The sequence below is a fragment of the Methylococcus capsulatus genome (assembly GCF_036864975.1).
GTDB lineage: Bacteria > Pseudomonadota > Gammaproteobacteria > Methylococcales > Methylococcaceae > Methylococcus.
Map to the genome: position 1 here is coordinate 126,589 of NZ_CP104311.1, position 26,950 is coordinate 153,538.

25 protein-coding genes are annotated in these 26,950 nt (G+C 62.0%); 17 read left to right on the top strand and 8 right to left on the bottom strand.

The window, feature by feature from the left end; translation table 11 throughout:
- The first annotated feature begins 67 nt into the window (after positions 1–67).
- The 5 genes from N4J17_RS16540 to N4J17_RS00560 are packed head-to-tail and all read left to right on the top strand — an operon-like array spanning position 68 to position 4,273.
- On the top strand, positions 68–463 hold the full coding sequence (locus tag N4J17_RS16540; RefSeq protein ID WP_370525837.1) for a hypothetical protein: 396 nt from the start codon (positions 68–70) through the stop codon (positions 461–463).
- Between the two features lie 31 nt (positions 464–494).
- Positions 495–1,433, top strand: a complete 939-nt coding sequence (locus N4J17_RS00545) for a glycosyltransferase family 2 protein (RefSeq protein ID WP_198322534.1) — start codon at positions 495–497, stop codon at positions 1,431–1,433.
- Positions 1,430–2,527 carry a glycosyltransferase family 4 protein gene (locus N4J17_RS00550; RefSeq protein WP_198322438.1) on the top strand — a complete coding sequence of 366 codons (1,098 nt, stop codon included), beginning with the start codon at positions 1,430–1,432 and terminating at the stop codon, positions 2,525–2,527. Before N4J17_RS00545 ends, N4J17_RS00550 begins: the two co-directional genes overlap by 4 nt.
- On the top strand, positions 2,524–3,507 hold the full coding sequence (locus N4J17_RS00555) for a polysaccharide deacetylase family protein (RefSeq protein ID WP_198322437.1): 984 nt from the start codon (positions 2,524–2,526) through the stop codon (positions 3,505–3,507). The genes N4J17_RS00550 and N4J17_RS00555 overlap by 4 nt, the downstream gene beginning before the upstream one ends.
- Positions 3,500–4,273 carry a formyl transferase gene (locus N4J17_RS00560; protein ID WP_198322436.1) on the top strand — a complete coding sequence of 258 codons (774 nt, stop codon included), beginning with the start codon at positions 3,500–3,502 and terminating at the stop codon, positions 4,271–4,273. Before N4J17_RS00555 ends, N4J17_RS00560 begins: the two co-directional genes overlap by 8 nt.
- A gap of 12 nt (positions 4,274–4,285) precedes the next feature.
- On the opposite strand, the gene N4J17_RS00565 is transcribed toward N4J17_RS00560, so the two are convergent.
- Both N4J17_RS00565 and N4J17_RS00570 read right to left on the bottom strand, forming a co-directional pair.
- Positions 4,286–5,332 (bottom strand): alginate O-acetyltransferase AlgX-related protein, encoded by a 1,047-nt coding sequence (locus tag N4J17_RS00565; protein WP_198322435.1) that lies wholly within the window; start codon positions 5,330–5,332, stop codon positions 4,286–4,288.
- 33 nt (positions 5,333–5,365) lie between these two features.
- On the bottom strand, positions 5,366–6,922 hold the full coding sequence (locus N4J17_RS00570; RefSeq protein WP_198322434.1) for an MBOAT family O-acyltransferase: 1,557 nt from the start codon (positions 6,920–6,922) through the stop codon (positions 5,366–5,368).
- Between the two features lie 259 nt (positions 6,923–7,181).
- Between N4J17_RS00570 and N4J17_RS00575 the strand changes: the two genes are divergently transcribed.
- The 4 genes from N4J17_RS00575 to N4J17_RS00590 all read left to right on the top strand — a co-directional run bounded on the left by N4J17_RS00575 (position 7,182) and on the right by N4J17_RS00590 (position 10,732).
- A complete protein-coding gene (locus N4J17_RS00575) occupies positions 7,182–8,312 on the top strand; it encodes a glycosyltransferase family 4 protein (protein WP_198322433.1) in 1,131 nt (376 codons plus the stop codon).
- On the top strand, positions 8,309–9,283 hold the full coding sequence (locus N4J17_RS00580) for a UDP-glucose 4-epimerase family protein (RefSeq protein WP_198322432.1): 975 nt from the start codon (positions 8,309–8,311) through the stop codon (positions 9,281–9,283). The genes N4J17_RS00575 and N4J17_RS00580 overlap by 4 nt, the downstream gene beginning before the upstream one ends.
- A 54-nt stretch (positions 9,284–9,337) precedes the next feature.
- Entirely contained in the window at positions 9,338–9,544 is a 207-nt protein-coding gene (locus tag N4J17_RS00585) for a heavy-metal-associated domain-containing protein (protein WP_198322431.1), read from the top strand.
- Between the two features lie 210 nt (positions 9,545–9,754).
- The gene (locus N4J17_RS00590; protein WP_198322430.1) at positions 9,755–10,732 is read left to right on the top strand and encodes a malate dehydrogenase; all 978 of its coding nucleotides are present in this window, start codon (positions 9,755–9,757) and stop codon (positions 10,730–10,732) included.
- 6 nt (positions 10,733–10,738) lie between these two features.
- On the opposite strand, the gene N4J17_RS00595 is transcribed toward N4J17_RS00590, so the two are convergent.
- The gene (locus N4J17_RS00595; protein WP_198322429.1) at positions 10,739–12,637 is read right to left on the bottom strand and encodes an ATP-binding cassette domain-containing protein; all 1,899 of its coding nucleotides are present in this window, start codon (positions 12,635–12,637) and stop codon (positions 10,739–10,741) included.
- A gap of 72 nt (positions 12,638–12,709) precedes the next feature.
- On the opposite strand from N4J17_RS00595, the gene N4J17_RS00600 reads away from it, so the two are divergent.
- Positions 12,710–13,183, top strand: coding sequence for an MEKHLA domain-containing protein (locus N4J17_RS00600; RefSeq protein ID WP_198322428.1), 474 nt, complete (start codon positions 12,710–12,712; stop codon positions 13,181–13,183).
- 74 nt (positions 13,184–13,257) lie between these two features.
- On the opposite strand, the gene N4J17_RS00605 is transcribed toward N4J17_RS00600, so the two are convergent.
- Positions 13,258–14,892, bottom strand: coding sequence for an alpha-D-glucose phosphate-specific phosphoglucomutase (locus N4J17_RS00605; RefSeq protein WP_198322533.1), 1,635 nt, complete (start codon positions 14,890–14,892; stop codon positions 13,258–13,260).
- Between the two features lie 146 nt (positions 14,893–15,038).
- Here N4J17_RS00605 and N4J17_RS00610 point away from each other — a divergent pair, with 146 nt between their 5' ends.
- Entirely contained in the window at positions 15,039–15,596 is a 558-nt protein-coding gene (locus N4J17_RS00610) for a L,D-transpeptidase family protein (protein ID WP_277458332.1), read from the top strand.
- A gap of 140 nt (positions 15,597–15,736) precedes the next feature.
- Positions 15,737–16,015 (top strand): Lpp/OprI family alanine-zipper lipoprotein, encoded by a 279-nt coding sequence (locus N4J17_RS00615; RefSeq protein ID WP_026045896.1) that lies wholly within the window; start codon positions 15,737–15,739, stop codon positions 16,013–16,015.
- Positions 16,016–16,117: 102 nt separating this feature from the next.
- On the opposite strand, the gene rsmA is transcribed toward N4J17_RS00615, so the two are convergent.
- From rsmA to N4J17_RS00635, 4 genes are read right to left on the bottom strand one after another with little or no spacing between them, the layout of a single operon-like run.
- Positions 16,118–16,891, bottom strand: coding sequence for a 16S rRNA (adenine(1518)-N(6)/adenine(1519)-N(6))-dimethyltransferase RsmA (gene rsmA / locus N4J17_RS00620; RefSeq protein WP_198322427.1), 774 nt, complete (start codon positions 16,889–16,891; stop codon positions 16,118–16,120).
- Positions 16,888–17,880 (bottom strand): 4-hydroxythreonine-4-phosphate dehydrogenase PdxA, encoded by a 993-nt coding sequence (pdxA, locus tag N4J17_RS00625; protein ID WP_198322426.1) that lies wholly within the window; start codon positions 17,878–17,880, stop codon positions 16,888–16,890. The genes rsmA and pdxA overlap by 4 nt, the downstream gene beginning before the upstream one ends.
- Before the next feature lie 14 nt (positions 17,881–17,894).
- Positions 17,895–19,259 (bottom strand): peptidylprolyl isomerase, encoded by a 1,365-nt coding sequence (locus N4J17_RS00630; RefSeq protein WP_198322425.1) that lies wholly within the window; start codon positions 19,257–19,259, stop codon positions 17,895–17,897.
- On the bottom strand, positions 19,246–21,972 hold the full coding sequence (locus N4J17_RS00635; RefSeq protein WP_338457621.1) for an LPS-assembly protein LptD: 2,727 nt from the start codon (positions 21,970–21,972) through the stop codon (positions 19,246–19,248). Before N4J17_RS00635 ends, N4J17_RS00630 begins: the two co-directional genes overlap by 14 nt.
- On the opposite strand from N4J17_RS00635, the gene N4J17_RS00640 reads away from it, so the two are divergent.
- The 5 genes from N4J17_RS00640 to N4J17_RS00660 all read left to right on the top strand — a co-directional run bounded on the left by N4J17_RS00640 (position 21,971) and on the right by N4J17_RS00660 (position 26,936).
- A complete protein-coding gene (locus N4J17_RS00640) occupies positions 21,971–22,423 on the top strand; it encodes a hypothetical protein (RefSeq protein WP_338457622.1) in 453 nt (150 codons plus the stop codon). The genes N4J17_RS00635 and N4J17_RS00640 overlap by 2 nt on opposite strands.
- Positions 22,424–22,579: 156 nt before the next feature.
- Positions 22,580–23,605 carry an aminoglycoside phosphotransferase family protein gene (locus N4J17_RS00645; RefSeq protein ID WP_198322423.1) on the top strand — a complete coding sequence of 342 codons (1,026 nt, stop codon included), beginning with the start codon at positions 22,580–22,582 and terminating at the stop codon, positions 23,603–23,605.
- The gene (gene murU, locus N4J17_RS00650; RefSeq protein WP_198322422.1) at positions 23,602–24,300 is read left to right on the top strand and encodes an N-acetylmuramate alpha-1-phosphate uridylyltransferase MurU; all 699 of its coding nucleotides are present in this window, start codon (positions 23,602–23,604) and stop codon (positions 24,298–24,300) included. The genes N4J17_RS00645 and murU overlap by 4 nt, the downstream gene beginning before the upstream one ends.
- 105 nt (positions 24,301–24,405) lie before the next feature.
- Entirely contained in the window at positions 24,406–25,590 is a 1,185-nt protein-coding gene (gene alaC / locus N4J17_RS00655) for an alanine transaminase (protein WP_198322421.1), read from the top strand.
- Between the two features lie 35 nt (positions 25,591–25,625).
- Entirely contained in the window at positions 25,626–26,936 is a 1,311-nt protein-coding gene (locus tag N4J17_RS00660) for a homoserine dehydrogenase (protein ID WP_198322420.1), read from the top strand.
- Positions 26,937–26,950: the final 14 nt, after the last annotated feature.

A 26,950-nucleotide genomic window follows, 5' to 3' on the forward strand; every position in this document is an offset into this window, starting at 1 on the left:
TGTCTTGAAAAATCTATTCAAGCGAACTCAATCAGTTGAAATCAGGAAAATTCTCCGCTCAGGTAGGATGGATAAGCGTAGCGCATCCACCTCCGCGCCGACTCGGAGAGCGGCGGAGCCGACTCGGAAAGCGGCGGAGCCGACTCGGAAAGCGGCGGAGCCGACTCGGAAAGCGGCGGAGCCGACTCGGAGAGCGGCGGAGCCGACTCGGAGAGCGGCGGAGCCGACTCGGAAAGCGGCGGAGCCGACTCGGAGAGCGGCGGAGCCGACTCGGAAAGCGGCGGAGCCGACTCGGAAAGCGGCGGAGCCGACTCGGAGAGCGGCGGAGCCGACTCGGAAAGCGGCGGAGCCGACTCGGAAAGCGGCGGAGCCGACTCGGAGAGCGGCGGAGCCGAATTTGGCGGATGCGCTGCCGCTTATCCGCCCTACGATCCTCCATATTCTTTTTCAAGACAGACTCTAAAAATCCCGCTGCCATGCGCGAAGCCACAAGCATGAAAGGCATCGATATCGTCATCGTCAACTGGAATTCCGGAACCCAGCTCCGCGAATGCCTGCGATCGATCGAGACTTCCCGAAACGAAGCCGCCCCCCTTACGGTCACCGTCGTCGACAACGCCTCCTCCGACGGGTCAGCGGACGGCTTGCCATCGCCGTCCTATGCCTTGCGCGTCATCCGCAACCCGGCCAACCTCGGCTTCGGCCGGGCCAGCAATCTCGGCGCACGCGAAGGAAATGCCGGCTATCTGCTGTTCCTGAATCCGGATACACGCCTCCATCCTGGCGCCCTGAGCATCCCTCTGGAGTTCATGGAGTCGGAAGCGGGAAGGCAGGTCGGCATTTGCGGCGTGCAGTGCCTGGACGATGCCGGCCGCATCGCCCGATGCTGCGCCCGTTTCCCCACGGCCTGGCGGCTCATCGGCCAAGCGCTCGGGCTGGACCGCCTGTTTCCGGGCTGGATAAGTCCGCATTTCCTCAACGAGTGGCCCCACGACACCGACCGTGACGTCGATCAAGTGATCGGCGCTTTCTTTTTCGTGCGGCGCGCCGTGTTCGATCAACTCGATGGTTTCGACGAACGCTTCTTCGTCTATTACGAAGACCTGGACTTCGCCTTGCGCGCCCGCCGTGCCGGATGGGACAGCCGTTACCTCGCCAGGGCCAAAATATTCCACCGGGGCGGTGGCGTATCCCGCCAGATCAGCGCGCGCCGCCTCTATTACCTTACGAACAGCAAATTGCTGTACGCCCGGAAGCACCTGGCCGGGATCGAAGCCTTTCTGGTCGCGGGCGCCGTCTTGCTGCTGGAACCGCTGGCGCGCTCGGCCTACGCCTTGGGCCGAGGCAGCCTGGGCGAGTTTTCCGACACCTGGAAGGCGTTCGGCTGGCTTTATGCCTCGCTCAGCCGGCTGGGGGGGGGGAACCGCCGATGAGGATTCTCGCCCTCACCCGCTACGATACGCTCGGCGCCAGCAGCCGCGTGCGGTTCTATCAATACCTCCCTTATCTGGCCGAAAGTGGAATCGAGATCGAAACTTCCTTCTTCCTGTCCAACGCCTACCTGGCAGCCCTGTACGGACGGCACCGTCGGCGGCTTCGCCACATCATCGCGGCCTATTTCCAGCGTCTGTCAGCACTTTGCAAGGCCCGGCGTTTCGATCTGCTGTGGATCGAAAAGGAACTGTTCCCCTGGCTGCCGGCGCTGGCGGAGACCCTGCTGCAACGGCTGGGCATCCCGTATGTGGCCGACTACGACGATGCCGTTTTCCACAACTACGACCGGCACCGAAATCCGCTGTTCCGAGCCTTGCTGGGCCCAAAGATCGATGAGGTGATGCGCCACGCCGCGGTTGTGGTCGCCGGTAACCCCTATCTGGGGGAACGGGCACGGCAGGCGGGCGCGAGGCGGGTGGAAATCGTCCCCAGCGTCATCGATCTCAACCGTTATCCCGAGCCGAAATTGCGGCCGCGGGACCCTGCCGAGCCGGTCCGGATCGGCTGGATCGGTACGCCCTCGACCGCCCCATTTCTGCGTCCCGTGCGTATCCCGTTACAGCGGGTCGCCGACGCGCCGGCCTTGCGCCTGGTCCTCATCGGCGCGGGCGATACGGATGTCGGGATTTCCGGGGCCGAGCGCCCCGCCTGGTCGGAGCAGCGCGAACACGAGCTGCTCGACACGCTGGACGTCGGCATCATGCCCCTGGCCGATCTTCCCTGGGAACGGGGGAAATGCGGCTACAAGCTGGTCCAGTACATGGCCTGCGGCAAACCCGTCATCGCCTCCCCGGTGGGTGTGAACACCGAGATCGTCGAACACGGCGTCAATGGCTTTCTCGCCTCCAATGATGGCGAATGGACGGAGGCCATCACGACCCTGGCCAACGATGCCGTCCTGCGCCAGCGCCTGGGCCAGGCGGCCCGCGAAAAGGTCGTGCGCGCCTACTCCCTGCAAAGCCAGCTCCCCCGCCTGCAGGAAATTCTGGCATCCACCTGCCCACCCCCAAGCCGCCGAAGGAGCCGTTCATGAACCTGGACCATGGCGTATTCACCGTTTCCCTAGACTTCGAGCTGTACTGGGGGGTAAGGGACAAATTCCGCCTCGACCAGTACCAGGACAACCTGGCCGGCGTCGCAACCGCCGTCCGGAAAATGCTCACAGTATTCGAAACCCATGGGATCCACGCCACATGGGCCACGGTGGGCTTTTTGTTTTTCGAAAACCTCGATCAGCTCAAACGGAATCTGCCGGTCTCGTTGCCGAAATATCGGCGGAAGGAACTATGCCCTTACCGATATCTGGAAAACGCCGACCGGCTGGATCCCCGCTATCATTTCGCACCGGAACTGATAGCGCATATTGCCACCCACGATGGCCAGGAAATCGCCACCCACACCTTCTCGCACTACTATTGCCTGGAGGACGGCCAGTCGGTGGATGACTTCAAGGCCGATATCGCAAGGGCGAAGGCTGTGGCACAGAGTAAAGGAATATCGGTCGAAAGCCTGGTCTTTCCCAGAAACCAATGGAATACGGACTATCTTGCCACCCTGAACGAAATGGGAATCAAATCCTATCGCGGCAATGAATCGGGCTGGATACATCGGGCCACCGGCGATTCCGGTCAACACCGGCTGAGACGTGGACTCCGGCTCCTCGATACCTATTTCAATGTTTCTGGACACCACACCTATGCAATGGCGGCGACCGTCGCCAGCCGGCCGTATAATTTCCCAGCGAGCCGGTTCCTGCGTCCTTATTCCAAAAAGCTCTCATGGCTGGACGGACTGCGCCTCAAGCGCATCACCCAAGCGATGGACGATGCCGCTGTCCACAAGCGCATATTCCACCTCTGGTGGCATCCGCATAATTTCGGGACGAACACGGCCCAGAACATGGCGTTCCTCGAACGCATCGCCCATCACTACGACCGTCTGCGCGAAGAGCACGGCATGCGCTCGCTGAACATGCGAGAGCTATACACCCTGGCGGAATCCGCCCATGCCTGAAGGAAAAACGCGAATCGTATTTCTGTGCACCGACAGCCGTTATTCCCGCATGATGTATCACGGCCTGGCGCCCCATGCCCAGGTTGCCGCCATAATCGTCGAAACGCCCGTTTCATTGGCCCGCCTCGCACGGAGGAGAATGGAAAAACTGGGACTGATGGCAACCATGGGCCAGATCCTATTCATTGCCTGCAATAAGCTTCTGGCGCGGTTTTCCGCCAAAAGAATCCGTGAGCTCATTTCGGCTTACGGCCTCGACGACGCGCCACTGCCCGAAGACCGGGTAATCCCGGTCGACACCGTCAACTCGCATCGGACCATCGCCTTGCTTCGCGAATTGGCTCCCCAGGCCGTCGTCGTCAACGGCACGCGAATCATCTCGAGGGAAGTTCTCGACGCGATCGAGGTGCCCTTCCTCAACACCCACATGGGCATTACCCCACGTTACCGCGGTGTACATGGCGGCTATTGGGCGATTGCGAACGACGACCGCGAAAACTGCGGGGTGACGGTCCACCTGGTGGATGCCGGTATCGACACCGGCGGCGTCCTCTACCAGGGCATCATAGAAGTCGACGAGAAAGACGATTTCAACACCTATCCCCTGCACCAGATCGCCAAGGCCATCCCCCTGATGCAATCGGCGCTGGAAGACGTGCGTGCCCACAACTTGCGGACCGTGCCGGGCGTTTTTCCTTCACGCCTGTGGCATCATCCGACCCTGTTCGAATATCTCAGGAACCGGCTGTTGCTGGCGGCAAAATAGCATCGGACACATTCAGCGAGCCGCCATCTTCCTCATCTCCCCGGCGATGACTTCGCCCAGGACCCGATACCCTTTCGTACTGACATGGGTATCATCCGGCAGATAGAAATCGGCTTCTTTTTCCGCATGCTCGCTAAACGGCGCCAATACATCAACGGCCCCCACTCCCATATCACGCAGCCTCCGAACGATGGGGGTATACCGCTCCACGTCCGGTCTCCCTACGATGAAACGGGCGTAAACACTCGACTTATTCGGCACCAGCACAAACAGAAACCGCCCTCCCGCCGCCTCGATACGGCGTTGGATGGCTAATATAGAGAAGACGGCCTTGCCGATCTGCTCATCGCTCCAGGTGCTCTCCGCATCATCTTCGTAATAATAAAGAATACGATCAGAACGACGATTGGAAAAAAGATCGCGTGAAGCAAGCGGCGCGTTGACGGCCAACCCTGAAATAGATCGCCGACCTCCCCCCATCTCCAATAGCAAAGAATTCATAGCGACCTTCAACAGATAAACAACATCAGTTGGAATCGTTCTTCCAGTTCGCTTATAAGTCGGAACTTCCCTGTTCGCCGAAACATCGAATGGCTGAACTGCAAGCGCTTCACTCGATCTGGACCCACGGCAATCCTCGACCTCACTAAACCGGCTTACGAACAGGCGCTCGATACTTTCAACGATCACTTCCTTTCCCGCCACGTGCCCACCCCTGACGAGCATTTCCAACCAGTCAGCAATACAGTTGAATTGCACATAGTTATGCGAGGCGACTCGACGGCTGAGAGATCTTCCAAGCACGGATTGCCACATATTGGCCCAAGAGAATGAATCGCCCAGCACGAGTATGTCTGCGGACCCAACATCCTTGACATTGTCATCGACCGGTATCTCTGGCAATATATTTACCCAGCCGTAATCTCTTTCCGCCCAGCCTCCTACCCGCGTCAAATCCCCAGTAACGGGTTCAACATAAAACCCGAACGAAATAATCAACAGCAAACCTGCCACAAGCGCCGAAAAAAAATATAAAATATATTTCTGATCGTAATACATTAATCTTGACTTAATAACTTCGATTCACTCACATCAAAACTGATAGTACAAAAATGCACTTACTCTACTGACGCTAGTCAACGCAACGGCCGCCATCAAACCTGCCGATACCGCAAGCCCCAGCATGGCCTGACGGCTCGAGAATATCGATCTTTCGCTACGATATTCGGGCAGAACCATGGATTGGCTGTTCGGAAGCGTCCAAACCAAAACAAAACCGGTGAGCACCATGATTACCAGTTTCAGCGGACCAGGAACGTTAAGCGCAGCATTTCCCTCAAACCATCCCGTCAAAACAACGAACCCCTCATATTCCTTGGAATAAAGACCCCATGCTTCCGCAACAGCGCCGAGGCTTGGCGATAACGCAATACCAGACATACCGAAACAACCCTTGATTATGACCAAACCGGAAGCCAGGGAATCGGCCCGGAACATTATCCAGGCAATGACCACGCAGAAAAATGTGACTAAAACCCCTGCTATTCTAGCCGCACCGGTCGGTTCGCCCGGAGTAAACCCGAACCGCCTGCGCAACCCGTGCCAGACATGATTCACAACCAGGAATAAGCCATGTAACCCGCCCCAGACGACGAAAGTCCAGTTGGCGCCGTGCCACAACCCGCCGAGCAGCATCGTGATCATCAGGTTGACGTGGCGTCTCGCCGGTCCCAGGCGGTTACCCCCCAGCGGAATATACAAATAATCCCGCAAAAAGGCCGACAAGGTCATGTGCCAGCGCCGCCAGAATTCGATGACGTTCCACGCTTTGTAGGGCGAATTGAAGTTCACCGGGAGTTGGACACCGAACATCCGTGACAGACCAACCGCCATGTCGGAATATCCTGAAAAATCGAAATACAATTGGAACGTGTAAGCCAGAGCTCCGGTCCAGGCCATGACGAGCCTGGGTTCGAAGCCCTCCTTTGCCGCGGCGAACACGGGATCCGCATATTCCCCGAAGGAATCGGCCAGCAGCACTTTCTTGGCCAGACCGATCGTGAACAGGGTCAGTCCTATCCCCATGTTCGAATACTGCGGCCTGTAGATGGAAGCCGATGCGAACTGGGGCATCATCTGTTTATGATGTAATACCGGTCCCGCGATAAGATGCGGAAAATAGGTTACGAACAGCACGTAGTGAATAAAGTCGTACTCTTTGGCGATACCGCGAAAAACATCGACGAGAAAAGCAATTTGCGTGAATGTAAAAAAGGAAATACCCAAAGGCAGGACGATTCTTGCCAGCTCGATGTTGAGGCCAAGAACATCATTGATGCTGCCTATGAAAAAATTGGCGTACTTGAACACCCCAAGTAGCAGCAGGTTCGCGACGATACCGCCGGCCAGAAGATGCCTCGCTGTCCGGGGATCACTGGCATGTCCGATGGCATAGCCCACCGCGTAATTGAATGCAATCGACGCGAGCAACAGCGGTAGGAACTTGACATTCCACCAGCCATAAAAGAACAACGATGCCGCGGCGAGCCATAGGGCGGCCAGCTTATGGCTGTGTCTTGCGATAAGAAAAAAGCCACCCCAGACCAGGGGCAGATAGCCAAAAATGAATCCGTAGGAATTGAACAGCATGAAATCACTGCCGAGGGATGGGTTTGCCAGCACGGCTGCCCGAATCGGCCGGTATGCTGGGGGGCAAAACGTAAGGATTCTAGCGATACGCCGCCGACCGGTGCAAATCCAGGGGCGAAAGCGGCCCCTTCGGGCTTGCATCCCACAAACTCGGTGTCGCCGTGTAGAATCGCGACCCGGACTGCATCCGCCCAGGCCGGCCCACAGCTCCGGTCTCTTCTGACAGGTCTTCGAAGATTCTTGAGGAAAACGAATTCCCATGCCCCGCCCATACCTTCTGTTCGTCGTTACCGAAGACTGGTTCTTCTGCCTCCATCGACTATCCCTGGCAGTGGCAGCCAAACAGGCCGGCTTCGAGGTGAGCGTCGCGACCCGCGTCGCCGAACATGGACAGGTGATCGAATCCGCCGGACTGCGCCTGATCCCGCTGAGGTTGTCACGGCGCAGCAGGAATCCGCTGACCGAAGTCCGGCTGATCACCGACCTGGTGGGCCTGTACAGGCGTGAGCACCCGGACATCGTCCACCACGTTGCCATGAAGCCGGTGATCTACGGCTCACTCGCCGCGCGCTTGACGGGCCGGCGCGCAGTGGTCAATGCGCTGACCGGCCTCGGCTTTCTGTTCACTTCGGATCGGATGAGCGCGAGGCTGCTGCGGCCGGCGGTGGAAACCGCCTTCCGCGGTTTGCTGAATGCGCCGTGCTGCCGGACCATCGTGGAAAATCCCGACGACCTGCGCCAGCTCACCGAAGACGGCGTGGTCGAACCCGAATGCATCCGCCTAATCCGGGGCTCGGGCGTGGACTTGGAGAAATTCTCGCCGACTCCGGAACCGGAGGGTCCGCCGCTCGTGGTACTGCCTGCCCGTATGCTGTGGGACAAGGGTGTCGGCGAATTCGTGGAAGCCGCCCGTCGGCTGCGTGAGGAGGGGGTACAGGCCCGCTTCGCCCTGGTGGGTCAGCGCGACGCAGAGAACCCGTCGGCCATAGCGGAGGCGCAGTTGCGGGAATGGGAGCATTCGGGCGTGGTCGAATATTGGGGTTTTCGGAGCGACATGCCGAAGGTGCTCGCGCAGTGCCACATCGTCTGCCTGCCGTCCTACCGGGAAGGTCTGCCGGTATCCCTCCTCGAAGCCGCCGCCTGCAGCCGGGCCATCGTCACTACCGACGTGCCCGGCTGCCGAGAGGCGGTCCGCCACGAGGAAAACGGACTGCTGGTTCCGCGCGGTGATCCGGCGGAGCTCGCCGCCGCCCTGAAACGCTTGATCGCCGATCCGGCACTGCGCCGGACCCTGGGCACCCGCGGCAGGACCCGCGCGGAAGAAGAGTTTTCGCTAGACAGCGTCGTGGCCCAGACGTTGTCACTGTACCGTGAGATGCTGGCGCGATGAACGTTCTGGTCACTGGCGCAAACGGTTTCGTCGGCTGCCACCTCGTGCAGGCACTGGTCGAACGTGGGCATCGGGTGATCGCCGCCGTCCGCCGCGACGACGTCGCATTGCCGGCGGGAATCGCCGGCGTCCGCACCATCGGCGATATCGGCCCGGCCACCGACTGGACCGGCATGGTCGAAGGCATCGACGCGGTCGTCCATCTGGCTGCCCGGGTCCATGTCATGCGCGAGACCGACCCCGACCCCTCGAGCCGGTTCCGCCAGGTCAACGTGCTCGGCACGGCATGCCTCGCCAGGGCTGCGGCGCAAGCCGGTGTAAGACATTTGGTCTATCTGAGTTCGGTCAAGGTCCACGGCGAAACCAGTCCGGAAGGCTTACCCTTCACCGAAGCCATGACCCCAGCGCCGGAAGATACTTACGGATGGTCGAAATGGGAGGCCGAACAGGCGCTCGCCGGGATCGCGTCCGAAACCGGGCTGGGCTTGACCGTCTTCCGGCCGCCGCTGGTGTATGGCCCCGGCGTCCGGGCCAATTTCGGGCGGCTGGTCGAAATGGTGCGACGCGGCATTCCGCTGCCCTTCGGCGCCGTGCGGAACCGCCGCAGCCTGGTCTATGTCGGCAATCTGACCGATGCCATCGCCAGCAGCCTGCTGAGCACCGAGGCTATCGGCCAGACCTTCCTGATCAGCGATGGCGCGCCCCTTTCCACGGCGGAACTGATCCGGAGCATCGCACGGGCAATGCACCGCAAACCCAGACTACTGGCCATTCCGCCGGCGCTGCTGCGACTGGCCGGTATTGTGACGGGAAAGCGCGCAGAAACCAGCCGTCTGCTGGGCGATCTCGCCGTCGACGACTCGCGCCTGCGCAGCCGCCTCGGCTGGCAGCCGCCCTACGACCTGGAGGAAGGCCTCGCGGCGACGGTTCCGGCGACACACCGGCGCTCCCGCCGGATGCATCGGATATAATCGCGGACTATCCGGACGACCCGGCCATCCCTCTCATCTCACACGGAGACCACCATGGCTACCATCCAGCTTCAAGTCACCGGCATGAAATGCAGCGGCTGCGAAAACACCGTCATCAAAGCCGTCACCGCGCTCGCCGGCGTCACCTCAGTGACGGCCTCGCATAAGGAAAACCGGGTCGACGTCGAATATGATCCGGCCCGGACCGATCCCGAGGCCATCCGCCAGGCGATTGCCGGCCAGGGATACACGGTGGCCTGAACCATCTCGGCGCGGCGGCGAAACATGCACCTGGAATATTGATTTTCAAGGCGGGATGCCTTCCAATAACCGGCCACCGCATGAACCTTGGCGGTGCCTTCGCCGGACATCCATCCCGAGTGTCCGATCCGCAGCGGCTACTCGTGCATCAGGGCGATATCGAATGAGGACGGCCCTTATCCCAAGTACAGAATTCGGAAAGGTGATGGAATGAAAACACCGGTGCACGTCGCGGTCACGGGAGCCGCGGGACAGATCGCATATTCCCTGCTGTTCCGGATCGCCGCGGGCGATCTGTTCGGACCGCACCAGCCGGTGGTTCTGAAGCTGCTCGACGTTCCCTCCGCAGAGCGCGTACTGGAAGGCGTGGCCATGGAACTGGACGACTGCGCATCGCCTCTGCTTCATGGAATCAGGGTGTCCAGCGACGCCGGCGAGGTGTTCGACGGCGCCGAGGCAGTCTTCATGCTCGGCGCCACGCCGCGCGGGCCGGGGATGGAAAGGCGGGACCTGCTGCAGGTGAATGCGGACATCTTTTCGGCCCAGGGCCGCGCACTGAACGAGGCGGCGAGCCGCAGGGTGAAGATCCTGGTCGTGGGCAACCCGGCCAATACCAATGCCCTCATCGCCCAGCGCAACGCGCCGGATCTCGCTCCGGAATGCTTCTCCGCCATGAGCCGGCTCGACCACAACCGCGCCACCAGTCTGTTGGCCAGACACTGCGGCTGCAACGTCGCGGAAATTTCCCGCATCGCCATCTGGGGCAACCACTCGCCCACCCAGTACCCCGACCTCCATCATGCCCTGGTCAAGGGCAGACCGGCGCTGTCCCTGGTGGATCCGGCCTGGTATGTCGAGGTATTCATCCCCACCGTGCAGCAGCGGGGCGCCTCGGTCATAGCGATCCGGGGCAAATCCAGTGCGGCGTCCGCGGCCAACGCGGCGCTGGATCACATGCGGAGCTGGCTTGTGGGAACGCCGAAGGACGACTGGGTTAGCATGACCGTCGCCAGCGACGGCAGCTACGGGATTGCGGAAGGTCTGATGTTCTCGTTCCCGGTCACCATCGAAAACGGCCGTTTCCGAATCGTGCAGAATCTGCCGCTCAACACCTTCAGCCGCGAACGGCTGCGGCTCACCGAAGCAGAGCTTCTGGAAGAGCGCGCCATGGTGAGCCACCTCATCTGAGGCGCCTCACGACGCCTCCGCCACCCGCGCTTCCAGGGCCTCCCAACGCCGGTAACCTTCTTCCAGAGAGACCTGCAGGGCTTCCAGCTCCTCCAGAACCCGTTTGACTTCACAGGCATCGCGACGATAGAAATCCGGCTCGTTCACCCGGGCCGTCAGCTCCGCCTGCCGGCTTTCCCAGCTTTCGATCGCCGCCGGGAGACTCTCCAGCTCCCGCTGCTCCTTGTAACTGAGCCGGGTACGTGACCCGGCCGGCTTCGGCGCGGATGAACTGGCCGCAGCCGGCTGCGCCGCCGGCGTCCGCTCGACCTCGGCGGGATGCCGGGCCAGCCAGTCGGAATAACCCCCGACGTATTCGGCGACGACGCCGTTGCCTTCGAACACCCATACACTGGTCACCACGTTGTCCACGAAGGCCCGGTCGTGGCTGACCAGGAGTACGGTGCCGTCGAATTCACCCAGCAGTTCCTCCAGCAGTTCGAGGGTTTCCAGGTCAAGGTCGTTGGTGGGCTCATCCAGCACCAGCACGTTGCAGGGCTGGCTGAACAGACGCGCCAGCAGCACCCGGTTCTTCTCTCCGCCGGACAGGCTGCGCACCGGCGCGCGGGCGCGCTCCGGGGAAAACAGGAAATTGCCGAGGTAGGACATGACATGGATCTGCTGACCATTCAGGCTGATCCACTCCTTGCCATCGCCGACCGCCTCGACGATGGTCTGGTCGGGATCGAGCTGCGCGCGCAGCTGGTCGAAATAGGCGACTTTGAGATGCGTCCCGGTCCGGATCATCCCCGCATCGGGCTGCAGCTCCCCCAGCAGCAGCCGCAGCAGAGTGGACTTGCCGGCACCGTTCGGGCCGATGAGGCCCACCCGGTCGCCGCGCGCCACCAGGGCGGAGAAATCCTTGACCACCGGCACACCGCCGAAGGCGATGGAGAGGTGTTCGGCCTCGAACACCAGCTTGCCACTGCGCTCGGCCTGCTCCAGCTCGAGTTTTGCGACCCCCTGGCGCAAGCGGCGCTCGGCGCGCTCGCTGCGCATCCGCTCGAGCGCCCGCACCCTGCCTTCGTTGCGGGTCCGCCTCGCCTTGATGCCCTGCCGGATCCAGCTCTCCTCGATCGCCAGCTTGCGATCGAACTCGGCGTTGCGCTTTTCCTCTTCCTCCAGCGCCGCCGCCTTCTTCACCAGGTAGTCCCGGTAATCGCCGGGCCAGGAGGTCAGCTTGCCGCGGTCCAGATCGACGATGCGGGTAGCGACCCGCTGCAGGAAGGCACGGTCATGGGTGATGAGCACGACGGCGCCGGCAAACTGGAGCAACTGCTGCTCCAGCCAGACGATGGTTTCGAGATCGAGATGGTTGGTGGGTTCGTCCAAGAGCAGCAGGTCCGGCTCGATCACCAAAGCGCGGGCCAGCGCGACCCGGCGCTGCCAGCCGCCGGACAACCCTTCGACCGGTTTGTCGGGCGGCAGATCGAGACGCTGGAGCACCAGATCCACCCTCTGGCGCAGGCTCCAGCCATCCGCTGCTTCCAGCGCCTGCTGCAAGACTCCGAGCCGCTCCAGACTGGCGCTGTCACCATCCGCGACACGTTCAGACAGGCGGTGGTATTCGGCGATCTGCCGGCCGGTCCCGCCCAGACCGTCGGCTACGGCATCATAGATCGTCGCCGAGGCCGGCAGCACAGGCATCTGCTCCAGGAAGCCGGTGCGCAGACCCGGCTGCTGCCAGACGTCACCGCTGTCGGGTGCGATCTGCCCGGCCAGGATTTTCAGCAGGGTCGACTTGCCTTCGCCGTTGCGGCCGATGATGCCGATCCGCTCGCCCGGATCGACTTGAAAGTGGGCGGATTCGAGCAAGGGTTTGACGCCGAAGGCGATACCGATAGCCGAGAGTCGGACGAGAGGCATGGGGGCAATTGGACGGACGAGGAAAGACCTCATAGTATAACGTGAGCTTTTCTCCCTGGAGTTTTCCGCCCGATGCCATTGCCCTGCCCCAGCGAAGACAACGCGTTTCTGGCTTCCCACATTGCAGTCCTGCGCCGCAGTTTCCGTCACTTCACCGGACAGGATCTGGTACCTGCGCGTATGACCGATCCGGAAGCCGCGCGCCATCTGTTCCGGGCGCCGCTGGCACTGCTGTCACACGACACCGCGCCCGATCCCGTCTTCACCTACGCCAACCAGACGGCGATGGCGCTGTTCGGCCTGAGCTGGGAGGAAATCACCGCCCTGCCTTCACGGCTTTCCGCCGAGGCCGGTAACCGGGAGGCACGGGAAGCGCTGTTGGCAAAAGTGGAGGCTCAGGGCTATGTCGACAGCTATTCCGGCGTGCGGATCAACCGCGAGGGACGCCGATTCCGCATCCAAGACGCCGTGGTCTGGAACCTGCTCGACGAGCTCGGCGCCCCCGCCGGACAGGCTGCAGTGTTCGAGCACTGGCAGTGGCTTTGAGGTAAAACAATGCCGTGTGGATGCGCTTAGCTTGGTCACCCTGCCTGTAGGTTCCGGGCAACGATCCGCTGCACTCAGGTGATGACGCTGGGCTGGGCCGTTCCCGTGCGCTTTTTAACCTGACACAGTTCCTCGGCGATCGCGATCAAGTCCGCCAGCGCCTCCTGGGTCGGCAGATCATGCCGGTTCGGATCGCGCTCGTAGCGCTCCATATAGACGCGCAGGGTAGCGCCCTCGGTGCCGGTACCCGAGAGGCGGAACACGATACGGGATGAGTTGTCGAAGCCGATGCGGATACCCTGGTGCTCACTGACGCTGCCGTCGACCGGGTCGACGTAGCGGAAGTCGTCGGCCAGCGTTACCCGGTAATCGCCGAAGGCGCGGCCGGGAAGCTCGGCCAGTAGATCCTGCAGACGTCCCATGATTCCCTCGGCCACGGGCACCTCGATACCTTCATAGTCGTGCCGCGAATAATAATCACGCCCGAACCGGCGCCAGTGGTCGGCCACGATGGCAGCCACCGACTGCTTGTGCAAAGCCACCAGGTTCAGCCAGAACAGCACGGCCCACAGGCCGTCCTTTTCCCGGACATGGTCGGAACCGGTGCCGAAGCTCTCTTCGCCACACAGGGTGATCCTGCGGGCATCGAGCAGGTTGCCGAAAAACTTCCAGCCAGTCGGCGTCTCGTAGCATTCGATCCCCATCGCCGCTGCCACCCTGTCAACCGCGCGACCGGTGGGCATGGACCGGGCCACCCCGCGCAAGCCGTCCTTATAGCCCGGCACCAGATGGGCGTTGGCAGCGAGAATCGCCAGGCTGTCGCTGGGCGTGACGAAACAGTTGGCGCCCATGATCATGTTGCGGTCGCCGTCGCCGTCGGACGCTGCCCCCAGGGTCGGCGGCCGGCCGCTGTACATCACCGCCGCCAGTTCATGGGCATGCACCAGGTTCGGGTCGGGATGGCCGCCGCCGAAATCCTCCAGCGGCACGGCATTGACCACCGATCCGGGCGCCGCGCTGAGCGTCTCTTCCAGAATGCGCTTCGCGTAAGGGCCGGTGACCGCATGCATCGCATCAAAGCGCAGGGTCAGCGCGCCGGAGCGGAAACCCGAGCAGATCAGTCCGAAATCGAACAGGTGCTCCATCAGCTCCGCATAATCGGCCACCGGATCGATGACTTCGACCTCCGTGTCTCCGATGTGGGATCGGCCCAGGGTGTCGATGTCCAGATCGGGGGCGGAGAGGATACGGTAAGCATCGATGACCCGGCTGCGCTGGTACACCCGGTCGGTGAAACTCTCCGGTGCGGGACCGCCGTTGGCGACGTTGAACTTGATGCCGAAATCCTCGTCAGGGCCGCCGGGATTATGGCTGGCCGATAGTACGAAACCGCCGAGGGCCTTGTGCTTGCGGATCACGCAGGATGCCGCCGGTGTTGACAGCAAGCCCCCTTGCCCCACCAGCACCCGTCCCACGCCGTTGGCAGCAGCCATGCGCAAGATGATCTGGATCGCCTGGCGGTTGAAATAGCGGCCATCGCCACCCACCACCAGCGTGGCGCCGTCTGCCGCTTCGACGGTATCGAACACCGATTGGACGAAATTTTCCAGATAGTTCTCCTGGAGAAAGACCTTCACCTTCTTGCGCAGACCCGAAGTGCCCGGTTTCTGGTCCGGATAGGGCGTCGTATTGCGGATTTCCACTGCCATCATATTGATTTTGCCTTAAGTGTGGGGGACCTGATTGTTGTTATTGCCGGCCGCCAAAGCATTCTCCGGAAACTCGAAACGCATTTTGATTGCTGAGATTTTTCGCTAGTATTCTACCGTTTGCTTCACTGAGGAGAACAGAAAAGGTGTTCAAGCGTTTCCATCCATCGATGCTTTTCCTGTTACTGTCACTGGCCCCTGGTGCGGCGCAGAGCGAAAATTCGGACCCCTGGCTGCTGGTGGAAACCAAGCCCCACGTCCTGAAAGTGATGCAGGGCGACACGCCGCTGGAAGTGTTCACCAAGATCGCCATCGGGCAGCACGGCGCGGGCGTCGACAAGCGCCGCAACGACAACAAGACGCCGTTGGGCGAATACCGCATCGGCTGGATCAACGAAAACAGCAAGTTCCACCGCTTCTTCGGACTGACCTATCCGAATCCCGAGATCGCCAAGCGCGGCTTCATCCGCGGCCTCATCGACGAGCACCTGGTGCGCCATATCCTCCGCGCCCATCTGGTGGATGCGACGCCGCCCCAGGATACCCCACTGGGCGGGCAGATCGGCATACACGGCGTCGGCGCAGGCAACCGGCAGGTGCATGAGATGTTCGACTGGACCCACGGCTGCATCGCCCTGACCAACGAACAAATCGACCAGCTCACCCCATGGGTCAGAAAAGGCACCCTGGTGGTCATACGCTGACGGGATTGAAAGCCTTCCAAGAAACTCAAAAAACACTGGAAAGGCTTGCGATTTCGCGGCAAACTACGCCGCGGGATCACTCCCTCCGGAATGGATACTCGTGTATTAAATTTCGTTCACCGCAAAAGAAGGAAAGCGACATGATGAAAGCAACCAAGTTCGCAGTGGTTCTGATGGCCGCCGGTCTGACCGTCGGGTGCGCTTCGAAGTCTGATATCACCAACCTGCAGACCCAGATCGACGGTCTGAAGGCCGAGCAGGCTTCCATCAAGAGCACGGCTGACGAGGCTCTTTCCGCTGCTCAGGCAGCTGAATCCAAGGCCGGTGCTGCAGAAGCCGCTGCTCGCCGCGCTGCAGCCGCAGCAGAAGAAACCAACAGCAAGCTGGACCGCATGTTCAAGAAATCGATGATGAAATAATCATCGACCTCTTGAAGACGTAAGACCGAATAAAACCCCGGCGGCATCCGCTGCCGGGGTTTTATTATGCCCGCAGGAAATGCGGACGGGTGAGTTGCGCCTTTACGGATGCAACTGCCGGCTCAGGCCGACATAGTCGGCCAGCGACAGTTCCTCGGCACGCGCACGGGGATCGATTCCGGCACGGGCCAGCGCCGATTCATCCAATAATCCTTTGAGCGCGTTCCGCAGCGTCTTCCGGCGCTGGCCGAACGCCGCCGCGACTACCGCGGACACCTGCTTCACCAAGCCGGCATCGGGCAGGACGGTGTGCGGCACCAGCCGCACCACCGCCGATACCACCCTGGGCCGCGGGTAGAAGCACTCCGGTCCCACATTGAACAAATGCTGTGCCTGGCAATAGAGCGCGGCCATGACGCTCAGCCGGCCGTAATCGTCGTCACCCGCCCCCGCGCACAATCGGTCGACCACTTCCTTCTGCAGCATGAAGTGCATGTCTTCGATCACATCGAGTTGTTCGAACAAACGGAACAGCAGCGGGGTGGAAATGTTGTAAGGCAGATTGCCCACAACCCGGAGCCTCGCCTCTGAGGCGATGGTGCGAAGATCGAACTTCAAGGCATCGCCTGCGTGTATCCGCAGCCTCCCTGCACCGGCAAACCGCTGTTGCAACGCCGCGACCAGATCACGATCCAACTCGATCACATCCAGATGCGCTCCGGACTGCAGCAGCTCGCGGGTCAGCACCCCTTCGCCGGGGCCGATTTCCAAAAGCCGGTCCGACAGCCTGGGACCGATGGCGGCGACGATCTCACGAATGACGCAGTGATCGCGCAGAAAATTCTGGCCGAAACGCTTACGCGGAATGTGCATCATGCCTTCACACCGCGCCGAGCTTCGGCCATTTCCGCAGCGACCCGGACCGCCTCTTCCAGGCTGCCGGTGTCGATCCGGCCGGTGCCGGCCAAATCCAGCGCCGTCCCGTGGTCCACCGAGGTGCGGATGATGGGGAGGCCTAGGGTGATGTTCACCGCTCGGCCGAATCCCGCATATTTCAATACCGGCAGCCCCTGGTCGTGATACATCGCCAACACCACGTCGGCGCGCGCGAGATTTCGGGGAAGAAACAGTGTATCGGCCGGCAACGGGCCGGTCAGATCCATCCCTTCCTGCCGCAGCCGCGCGAGCACCGGTTCGATCACGGTGATCTCCTCGCCTCCCAGATGCCCACCCTCGCCCGCATGCGGATTGAGCCCGCAGACCAGGATACGGGGTCTGGGGAGGCCGAAGCAGTAGGCCATGTCATGATGGAGGACTTTGAGCGTCCGCGTCAGCCGTTCGCCGGTAATGGCCCGGCTCACCTCGGCCAGAGGCAGATGGGTAGTGACCAGCGCAACCCGCAGACCTTCGGTGGCCAGCATCATCACCGGCCAGCCGCCAGTGATCTCCGCAATGAATTCGGTGTGGCCGGTGAAGGCGACGCCGGCATCGTTGATGACCGACTTCTGCACCGGAGCCGTGACCAGGGCATCGTAATGCCTCGCCAGACAGGCTCGCGCACCTTCGGCGATGGTTTCGAGCACGTAGGCGGCATTGGCCGCATCGAGCGTGCCGGGCACCGTTCCCGCCCGCCGGCGGGTCGGCTGGACGTGCAGCACGCCTGGTTCATGCGGCGGCACGACATCGCCGGGGGCGACCTGGCGCAGTTCCAGTGAGACACCGAGCAGGCGCGCCCGGCTTTCCAGTAGCGCCGGGTCGCCCAGCACCGTGATACTGTAGGGAAGCAGACGCCCGGCCAGCAGCACGCACAAATCCGGGCCGATACCGGCCGGTTCTCCGCTGGTCAGCAACAGGCGGGAAGACATGAAAAATCGCCGTTTCAACGCATGAAGGTTTCAGGCGAATCTTCACCGCCAGGCGTCTCTTCGCCCGAGGATGCCGGCGTCTCGTCGAGGCGGATTTCGACGTAGGCCTCATCGCGGATCTTCCGCAGCCACAGTTCCGTTTCTTCATCCACCTTGCGCTTGAACAGCTCTTCGCGCGCCCGGTTTTTCAGAACCTCATTGGTGTCGCTCGACTCCTGCCGCTCCAGCACCTGGATGAGATGCCAGCCGAACTGGGTCTGGACCGGATCGCTGAGCTGGTTTTCGTCCATCGCATTCATCGCCTCCTCGAACGGCGGCACCAAGGCGCCCGGCTTGACCCAGCCCAGATCCCCGCCCTTGATCGCCGAACCCTTATCATCGGAGTGGCCGCGTGCCAGCTCGGCAAAATCGTCACCGTTCTCGATCCGGGTCTTCAGGGCCATGAGCTTGTTCTTGGCATCCTCGTCGGACAGCACTTCGTTCGGCTTGATCAAAATGTGTCTGACGTGGGTTTTGGTCAATTTGGCCTCGCCCACGCCGCGCATAGCCATCATTTTGACGATGTGGTAACCGCCTGGACCGCGAATGGGATCGCTCACCTCGCCCTCCTTCATGCTGCCCACCACCTCGGCGATATCGCTGGGAATCTCGCTGAGCTTGCGCCAGCCGAGGTCACCGCCTTCCAGCGCCTGCGGATCGTCGGAATAGCGGATCGAAGCATCCTTGAAATCGAGGCCGGCCTTCAATTCCTTGACGACCTTGTCGGCGCGATCCCTGGCTTTCTTGACTTCGTCCGGTGACGCTTCGCGCGGGGTCGCGATGAGAATATGGCCCAGCCGGTATTCGCGGTCCGAAAGAGCCCCCGAACTGCCTTGAGCCTCCAGGTAATGCTCGACCTCCCGGTCGCTGATCTTGATCTGGTTGTTGATCTGGCTGGCGCGGAGCCGGCCCATGGCGATTTCGCCCCGCACCTGTTCCAGGAAATCGCCGTAATCGAGCCCCTCACGGGCGAGGGAACGGCGGAACTGGTCGGGTGTGAGGTTGTTGCGCTGGGCGATCTGGCTCACCGCCATGCGCAAGGTCTCGTCGTCCACCTGGATGCCCATCTTTTCGGCCATCTGGATCTGGATCTTGTCGACGATCATGCGCTCGAGCACCTGCCGGACCAGGATCGCATCGGGCGGCAAGGAAGTTCGGCTGGCACGGAGGCTGCGCTTGATCTCCTCGACTTTGCGGACCAGTTCACTCTCGAGGATGACACCGTCATCCACCACCGCCACGATACGGTCGACGGCTGCATCCGCCATCGACCAGCAAACCACGGCAAACAAGGCGAGGGAGGCCAGCCGCCGCCCTTTTTCGAAACTAGAAATCTTCATTCGGCATCCGGTAACCAGTGATGGCTCGATACAGGAAGCGGTCGACCTGATCACCGAGTCGGGTCAGACCCTTGAGTTCCATCTGGACGAAAATCGCGGTATTGGTCGTGGGGGCATTGGATTGATTGACGCCGTTGAGATATTCACGGCCCAGCAAGGTGAAGCGCCAACAACAGGTTTCATGCTCCAGCCCGACCAGACTCTCGAGCGTCCGATTGTAGAGCAGCGAATACTGCCAACGGCCGATCACATGCCAATCCTTCAAGAAGGGTATCCGGAAAGATATGTCCGTATTGTTGAGGGCAGTCGTGTTCTGACCTATCGTGGCCGCCTGTTCTATTGCCGGCTGGTTGGGAAGCGGCACACGGTAACGGTAGCTCAGATTCATCAGGTTGTTCTGCCGGTCGTTGTATTGCAAGCCGACCGAACCTCGCTCGAAGCGGCCGGTATAAGGCGAGAGCTGAGTTTCCCCGCCGAGGGAAAAGGTTTCCGTCAGCCGGGTATCGACCCTCCCGATGATGTTGGCGTAACTCTTGTTGTAGTTTTCGTAGACGAACTGTCCTTGATCTGGCCCCAACACCACGCCAAGCGGGTTGGCACCGTAAGGATTGACCAGCGTCACCGAAGGGTCGGTGATGAAAAATACCTTGCCCAGACTCGCTGTCAGGCGCTCCCAGCCGGTGTCGCGATCGATGAAACGGGAAGTCAGACCGAGTGTCACCTGATTCATGTCAGCCAGGCGGTCGGCGCCTGCGAAACGGTTGGTACGGAACAGCTGGTAATACGTGAAGTCGTAGTAATTACTGTCGAAGATCGGATAGTCGTTCTGGTTGATCTTCGGCACATAGGTATAGAACACGCGGGGTTCGAGCGTCTGCCGCAACGAGGCGGACCCCAGCTCGAAATCCCGGTCGAAAACCAGACCGCTGTCCACCGAGAAGATGGGAGCGACACGATTCAGGCTGCTGTTGGTGCCCGCCGCCTGGTTCTGCAGCATGTAGGTCGTGTTCTGCAAAGCGACGCTGGGAACGAGGAAACTGCCCGTGGACTGGATGGGATAGGAGATCTGCGGGCGGATGTTCAGACGCTGGCCTTTGACGTTGCTCCCGCCATGACCGAAATTCACGACCTCTGCATTGGTCTGGAAATGGAACCCGGAATCACCGATCTGCGCGCTGTAATTTCCCCGCAGGCTCGGCAGACGGTAATAAGGGGTCTGTTCGGCAGGAATCGAGGGATCGATGTTCTGGTAATAGTCGCCCAGCAGCCGGACCGACCCGTTCGAATACATGTAATCGGCATACGCTTGGCTCTGGACGAAGGTGTTTGACACCAGACCCAGCGTATTGTTCAACTGGTTCAGATATTGGCTGTCGGAAACATAGTTCAAATCGACCAGGGTGAAGAGACTGTCGGTCCACCGCCCCATCGCGTCGAAGCCGGCTTGACCACGGGTCGTCTTCGTCTGACTGTCTTCCGGGATGATTTCTCCCAGCAGGCGGAGGCGCTGGTGCTCCGTCAGCCAGCGGAAATCGCCGCCGAACAGCGGCCCGCGGCTGGTCATCTCCCGGGCCTGCACCGTCAGATCGTAATTGGGCGCGAGATTGAAATAATACGGAACGGACAGGTTGAAGCCGTTGACCTTGGACTGACCGAAGGTCGGCGACAGGAATCCGGATTGCCGCCGGTCATCCACTGGGAAATCCATGTAGGGGGTGTAGAACATCGGCACCCCCTTGAACTCCATCCAAGCGTGGGTGGCGCCCCCCCGTCCAGTCTCCTTGTCGATCGTGACTTCGTCGGCGTGCAGCATCCAGTCCGTATTGCCCGGCGGACAGGTGGTATAGGTGGCGGTTTCATAGCGCGAACGGGTGTCGCTGTCCATGTGGGCAACCCGGGCGACCCCGCGCGAAGGCATGGTCTCGACGATGAACTGACTGTTGCGCAGCACACCCTTGTCTTCTTCCATCCGCAGGAAGGCGGTATCGCTCGCAAAGGCCAGACCTTTTTCGCGGTAGAACACACTGCCGCGGGCATTCACGACGTCGGCCTCGGTGTTGAGACTCAGGAAATCGCCCTTGATGTGCTGGTCGTAACGCGTCACCTCGGCGTTGCCAGTGAAAGTCGCAACCTCCTGGTCATCCATTTCACCGTAATTGCCGTGGACTTCCACTGGCGCCCGTTTACGGGCGAGCCGGTCTTTCGAGGAGAGGAGGAAATCCTTGGCGGCATCGGACTCGCGCTTTCCGCGGGCGCAGGTTCCGGCCCACGGGTTGCTCGGCATCATGCCGAGCAGGCGGTCGAAGCGCTGCTCGTCGTATTCGGTAATCGTCGCCGCCTGGGCCCAGTCCTCGGGTGACGCTTCCGCAGCGCCGACCGGTCGTGCGACCCCACGAGGGTCCGGCCCCACCAGATTGCAGTCCCAGCTCCTGCTCTCCTTATTCGGCTTACAGGTCCAGCCGGGGGGCGCGGCCGTAGCCTGAGCGGCTACGGACGGAGGCAGGACGGGCTCCGGCCGCACAGACACGGTTCCGGAGGAGATGAAACGCGAGGCGGCTAGCGCCGTCGCCGGACGGGACGCCCGGGCCGGCGCGGCACCTTCCTGGTCGCCAGCGGATTCGCTTTCAGCCACCTCGGGTGCCGCAGCCGGCGCTGCCTTTTCGGTTTCCACCGACTCGCTTTCCTCGTCCTTGGCAGGGCTGCCCGCGCTCATGACGGGCGATACCGGCTCGGTGGAAGGCTCCGGCGGCGGCCTGGAAGCGGTTCCGGCCACCGGCGCCATCCCGGTCGGCGTAGAGGAAAGGGACGTCGCAGGTGCGGCACGGCCAGGTTGTGGCAAGGCGGCCTCCCCCGGCGCTGCCAGCGGGGCAGGCGGTGCCTTGGGCGCGGGCGCCGCCGGCGTGTCCGCGCCGCCGGCCTTTCTATTGGCTACGCACTCCCACTGCTTGTTGTCGGTACTGCGTGCGCAGTTCCAATTGCCCACCGCGACGGCTGATTGTTGCCAGCTCGCAGCCAGCGCAACGAACACCGCAGTGCGCAGCGGGACGGACGCACGCGCGGCAGCGGACGAATCTTCCGGATTCGCAGAAGCCAGTCCCGACCCGCGCACGATCAAACCTGCACTCCTGCGAAGGAGCCGGGCCAGAAAACCGGAACGGCGATGAGGAACCACCTGATCATAGGTGAGGAAAAAGCAGGGGAAAGATGGTCCAGGAAATGCTTGTATCCAGGTCGATAGAACCGACAGCCATGCAACGCGCAAATCCTATATCATTAGGAGCCATGGAAAATCGAATCATTGTAACCCAAGGTTTGGACATTTGATTAACTCTCCCGGCATTGCCACCGACAACCGCTCTGAAGCACTTCTGCACTGGCTTCCAGGCGTACTGGGACACCGTCCCGGCGACATCCGGCCGGTCTCGGGAGATGCCAGTTTTCGCCGTTATTTCCGGGTCAGAGCCGGCGAGTCCAGTTTTATCGCGATGGACGCCCCGCCGGAGCTGGAAAAGCTTCGTCCTTTCATTCACGCCGCCGGGCTGCTGCAACAAGCCGGGGTCAACGTTCCCCGCATCTTCGCCGTCGATGAGGCGCAAGGCTTCCTGTTGATGTCCGATTTCGGCGACGTCAGCTACCTGCAGCAACTGGCAGCGGGGGACGCCGACGCCCTGTACGCCGATGCGCTGGAAACGCTGGTACGGATGCAACGCGGAATCGACGCCGCCGGCTGCGGCCTGCCTGCCTACGACCAAGCCCTGCTCCAGCGGGAACTGGAACTTTTCCCCGTCTGGTTCCTGGCGGGACTGCTGGGGCTGGAACTGAGCCGGGGAGAGCAGACGCTGTACCAGCGGCTCTCCCTGAACCTCATGGCCTCGGCTTTGCAGCAGCCTGCGGTCGTCGTCCATCGCGACTTCCATTCCCGCAACCTCATGGTCACCGGCGAATGCAATCCCGGCGTGCTCGACTTCCAGGATGCCGTCGTGGGCCCCGTGACGTACGATCTCGTGTCCCTGCTCCGGGACTGCTACATCGCCTGGCCCGACACCCGCGTCAGACGCTGGCTGGACGACTACCGACAGCGCCTCGCCGACGGCGGCGCATGCCCCGCGACCGACGGCGAAACCTTCCAGCGCTGGTTCGATCTGATGGGTCTGCAGCGCCATCTCAAGGCCGTGGGCATCTTCGCCCGGCTCCATCTGCGCGACGGCAAGAGCGGCTACCTGCCGCACATCCCCCGAACCCTCCGCTACATCCTGGATGTCGCCGGCAGATATCCGGAAACGGCGGAATTCCGCCGTTTCCTCGACCTCCGGGTCTGCCCCCTCCTCAACGAGGCCGCCGCGTGAAAGCCATGATCCTCGCAGCGGGCCGCGGCGAGCGCCTGCGCCCCTTGACCGACCACACCCCGAAGCCGCTCCTGCCCGCAGGCGGCCGCCCGCTGATCGAACATACCTTGGAAGCGCTGGTACGGGCCGGATTCATGGAGATCGTCGTCAACCTCGCCCATCTCGGCCGGCAGATCCGCGAACGGCTGGGTGATGGCGGACGCTTCGGCGCCCGCATCCGCTATTCCGACGAGGGCGACCATGCGCTCGAAACCGCCGGCGGGATCCGCCAGGCCCTGGCGCTGCTCGGCCCGGAGCCGTTCATCGTCGTCAATGGCGACATCGGCACGGACTACGACTTCGCCCGGCTGCACCGCGCACCGGCCGGCGACGCCCACCTGGTGCTCGTACCCAACCCGCCCCATCATCCGCAAGGCGATTTCGTACTGAAGGGGGACCAGGTGACGCCGCCCGGCGACGGCGCCTGCACCTGCACATTCGCCGGGATCGGTCTGTACCGCGCGGAATTGTTCGCCTCGCTCCAGCCCGGGCGGGTCCCCTTGGCGCCGCTGCTCCGGCAGGCCATGACCGCCGGACGTGTCAGCGGCGAGCTGCACGCCGGCTTCTGGCTCGACATCGGCACCGCGGAGCGACTCGAAACCTACGACTGCTGGATCCAGGAACGGCGACGGGCACGGTCCGTACCGACCGTTTGACATGTGCGGCGCCGGCCGGTAACGTTGGGCGTTTTTTCCGGATTTCCGGCTCAGCTTGCGAAGACCGGTCCCGATTCGAGGCACAACCCCCAGCCAGGCCCCAGGATGGAAGAATTTCAGCGCATCAAACGCCTGCCCCCTTACGTCTTCAACATCGTCAACGAACTCAAGGCGAAGGAACGGGCGCAGGGCAAAGACGTCATCGATTTCGGCATGGGCAATCCGGATCAGGCCACGCCGCAGCACATCGTCGACAAACTGATCGAATCTTCGCGTAAAGGCTCCAACCACCGTTATTCGGTGTCCAAAGGCATCCCCCGTCTGCGGCGGGCCATCTGCAATTGGTATTTGAGCCGCTACGGCGTCGAGCTCGACCCGGACTCCCAGGCCATCGTGACGATCGGCTCGAAGGAGGGCCTGGCGCATCTGGCACTCGCCACGGTGGGGCCGGGCGATGCCGTTCTGGTGCCGAACCCGGCCTATCCGATCCACCCTTATGGTTTCGTCCTGGCCGGCGCCGACGTCCGACACGTGCCGCTGCTGCCCGGCATCGATTTCTTTGCGGAACTGGAAATGGCGATCAAGACCTCCTGGCCCAAGCCCAAGATGCTGATCCTGAATTTCCCGGCCAATCCCACGGCGCAATGCGTGGAGCTGGAATTTTTCGAGAAGGTCGTGGAAATCGCCCGCGAGTACAAAATCTGGGTGGTGCACGACCTCGCCTATGCCGATCTGGTGTTCGACGGCTACATCGCCCCTTCGATCCTGCAGGTGCCGGGCGCGGAGGACATCGCCGTGGAGTTCTTCACGCTGTCCAAGAGCTATAACATGCCTGGCTGGCGAGTGGGCTTCATGTGCGGCAACCGCGAGCTGGTCTCGGCCTTGGGACGCATCAAGTCTTACCTGGACTACGGCACTTTCACACCGATCCAGGTGGCCGCGATCACGGCACTGGAAGGCCCGCAGGACTGTGTCGAGAACATCCGGCTGATGTACCAGAACCGCCGCGACGTCCTGTGCAAGGGCCTCAACGACATCGGCTGGCCGGTGGAGAAACCCAAGGGCACCATGTTCGTCTGGGCCAGGATTCCCGAACGCTACCAGAACCTGGGCTCGCTGGAATTCGCAAAAAAGATGCTGCTCGACGCCCATGTCGCAGTTTCCCCCGGCATCGGCTTCGGCGAATTCGGCGACGACCACGTGCGCTTCGGCCTGATCGAAAACGAGCACCGCACCCGTCAGGCCATTCGCGGCATCCGCGATATGATGCGCAAGGACAACGCCGTATAATTTATGCTTTTTCCCCTAGTCTTGAGGAGCGCAGCTTGAACCCGGTAAAAATCGGCATCCTCGGCCTCGGCACGGTCGGCGGTGGCACGGTCAACGTGTTGCGACGCAATGCCGACGAAATCACCCGCCGCGCCGGCCGCGAAATCCAGGTCTGCCGCGCCTCGACCCGCGACCTGACGCGCTCCCGCATCTGCGACACCACCGGCATCGCCTTGACCTCCGACCCCTACGAGATCGTTGCCGACCCCGACATCCAGATCGTGGTCGAAACCATCGGCGGCGAAACCCCGGCGCGGGATCTGGTCATGAAGGCGCTGGCAAACGGCAAGCATGTCGTCACCGCCAACAAAATGCTGATCGCCCTGCACGGCAACGAAATCTTCGCCGCCGCCCGCAAGCATGGCCTGATGGTCGCTTTCGAAGCTGCCGTGGCCGGGGGGATCCCCATCATCAAGACCATCCGCGAAGGTCTGGCCGGCAACAAAGTCGAATGGCTGGCCGGCATCATCAACGGTACCAGCAATTTTATCCTCACCGAGATGTGGGAAAAGGGCCGGGACTTCGCCGACGTCCTGCAGGAAGCCCAGAGGCTGGGCTATGCCGAGGCCGATCCGACCTTCGACATCGAAGGGGTGGACGCCGCCCACAAGCTCACCATCCTGGCCTCGATCGCCTTCGGCATCCCCCTCCAGTTCGGCAAGGTGTACATCGAGGGCATCACCGGGATCACCGCGGCCGACGTCAAATACGCCGAAGCCTTGGGGTATCGCATCAAACTGCTCGGGATCGCCCGCCGCACCCCCAAGGGCATCGAACTGCGGGTCCATCCCACCCTGATTCCGGCGCGGAGGCTGATCGCCAACGTCAACGGGGTGATGAATGCCGTGCTGGTCAAGGGCGACGCGGTCGGGCCGACGCTTTCTTACGGCGCCGGCGCCGGGGCCGAACCGACCGCCTCCGCGGTGGTCGCCGACATCGTCGACGTGGTCCGCACCCTGACCTCCGACCCCGAGAACCGGGTGCCGCACCTGGCCTTCCAGCCCGCTGCGATATCCGAGATCCCGATCCTGCCGATCGAAGAGGTCGAGACCGCCTATTACCTGCGGCTCTCCGCCGAGGACAAGCCCGGCGTGCTGGCCGACGTGACCCGCATCCTCGCCAGCCACCAAATCAGCATCGAGGCCGTGCTGCAGAAGGAAATGCCGGAGGGCGAGAGCCATCTCCCGGTGATCATGCTGACGCAGAAGGTCACCGAGCGCGAGCTGAACGCCGCCGTGCGGGAAATCGAGGCACTGCCTACGGTCAAGGGTGCGGTCAAACGCATCCGGCTCGAAACTCTGGGTTAACGATCATGGCGACC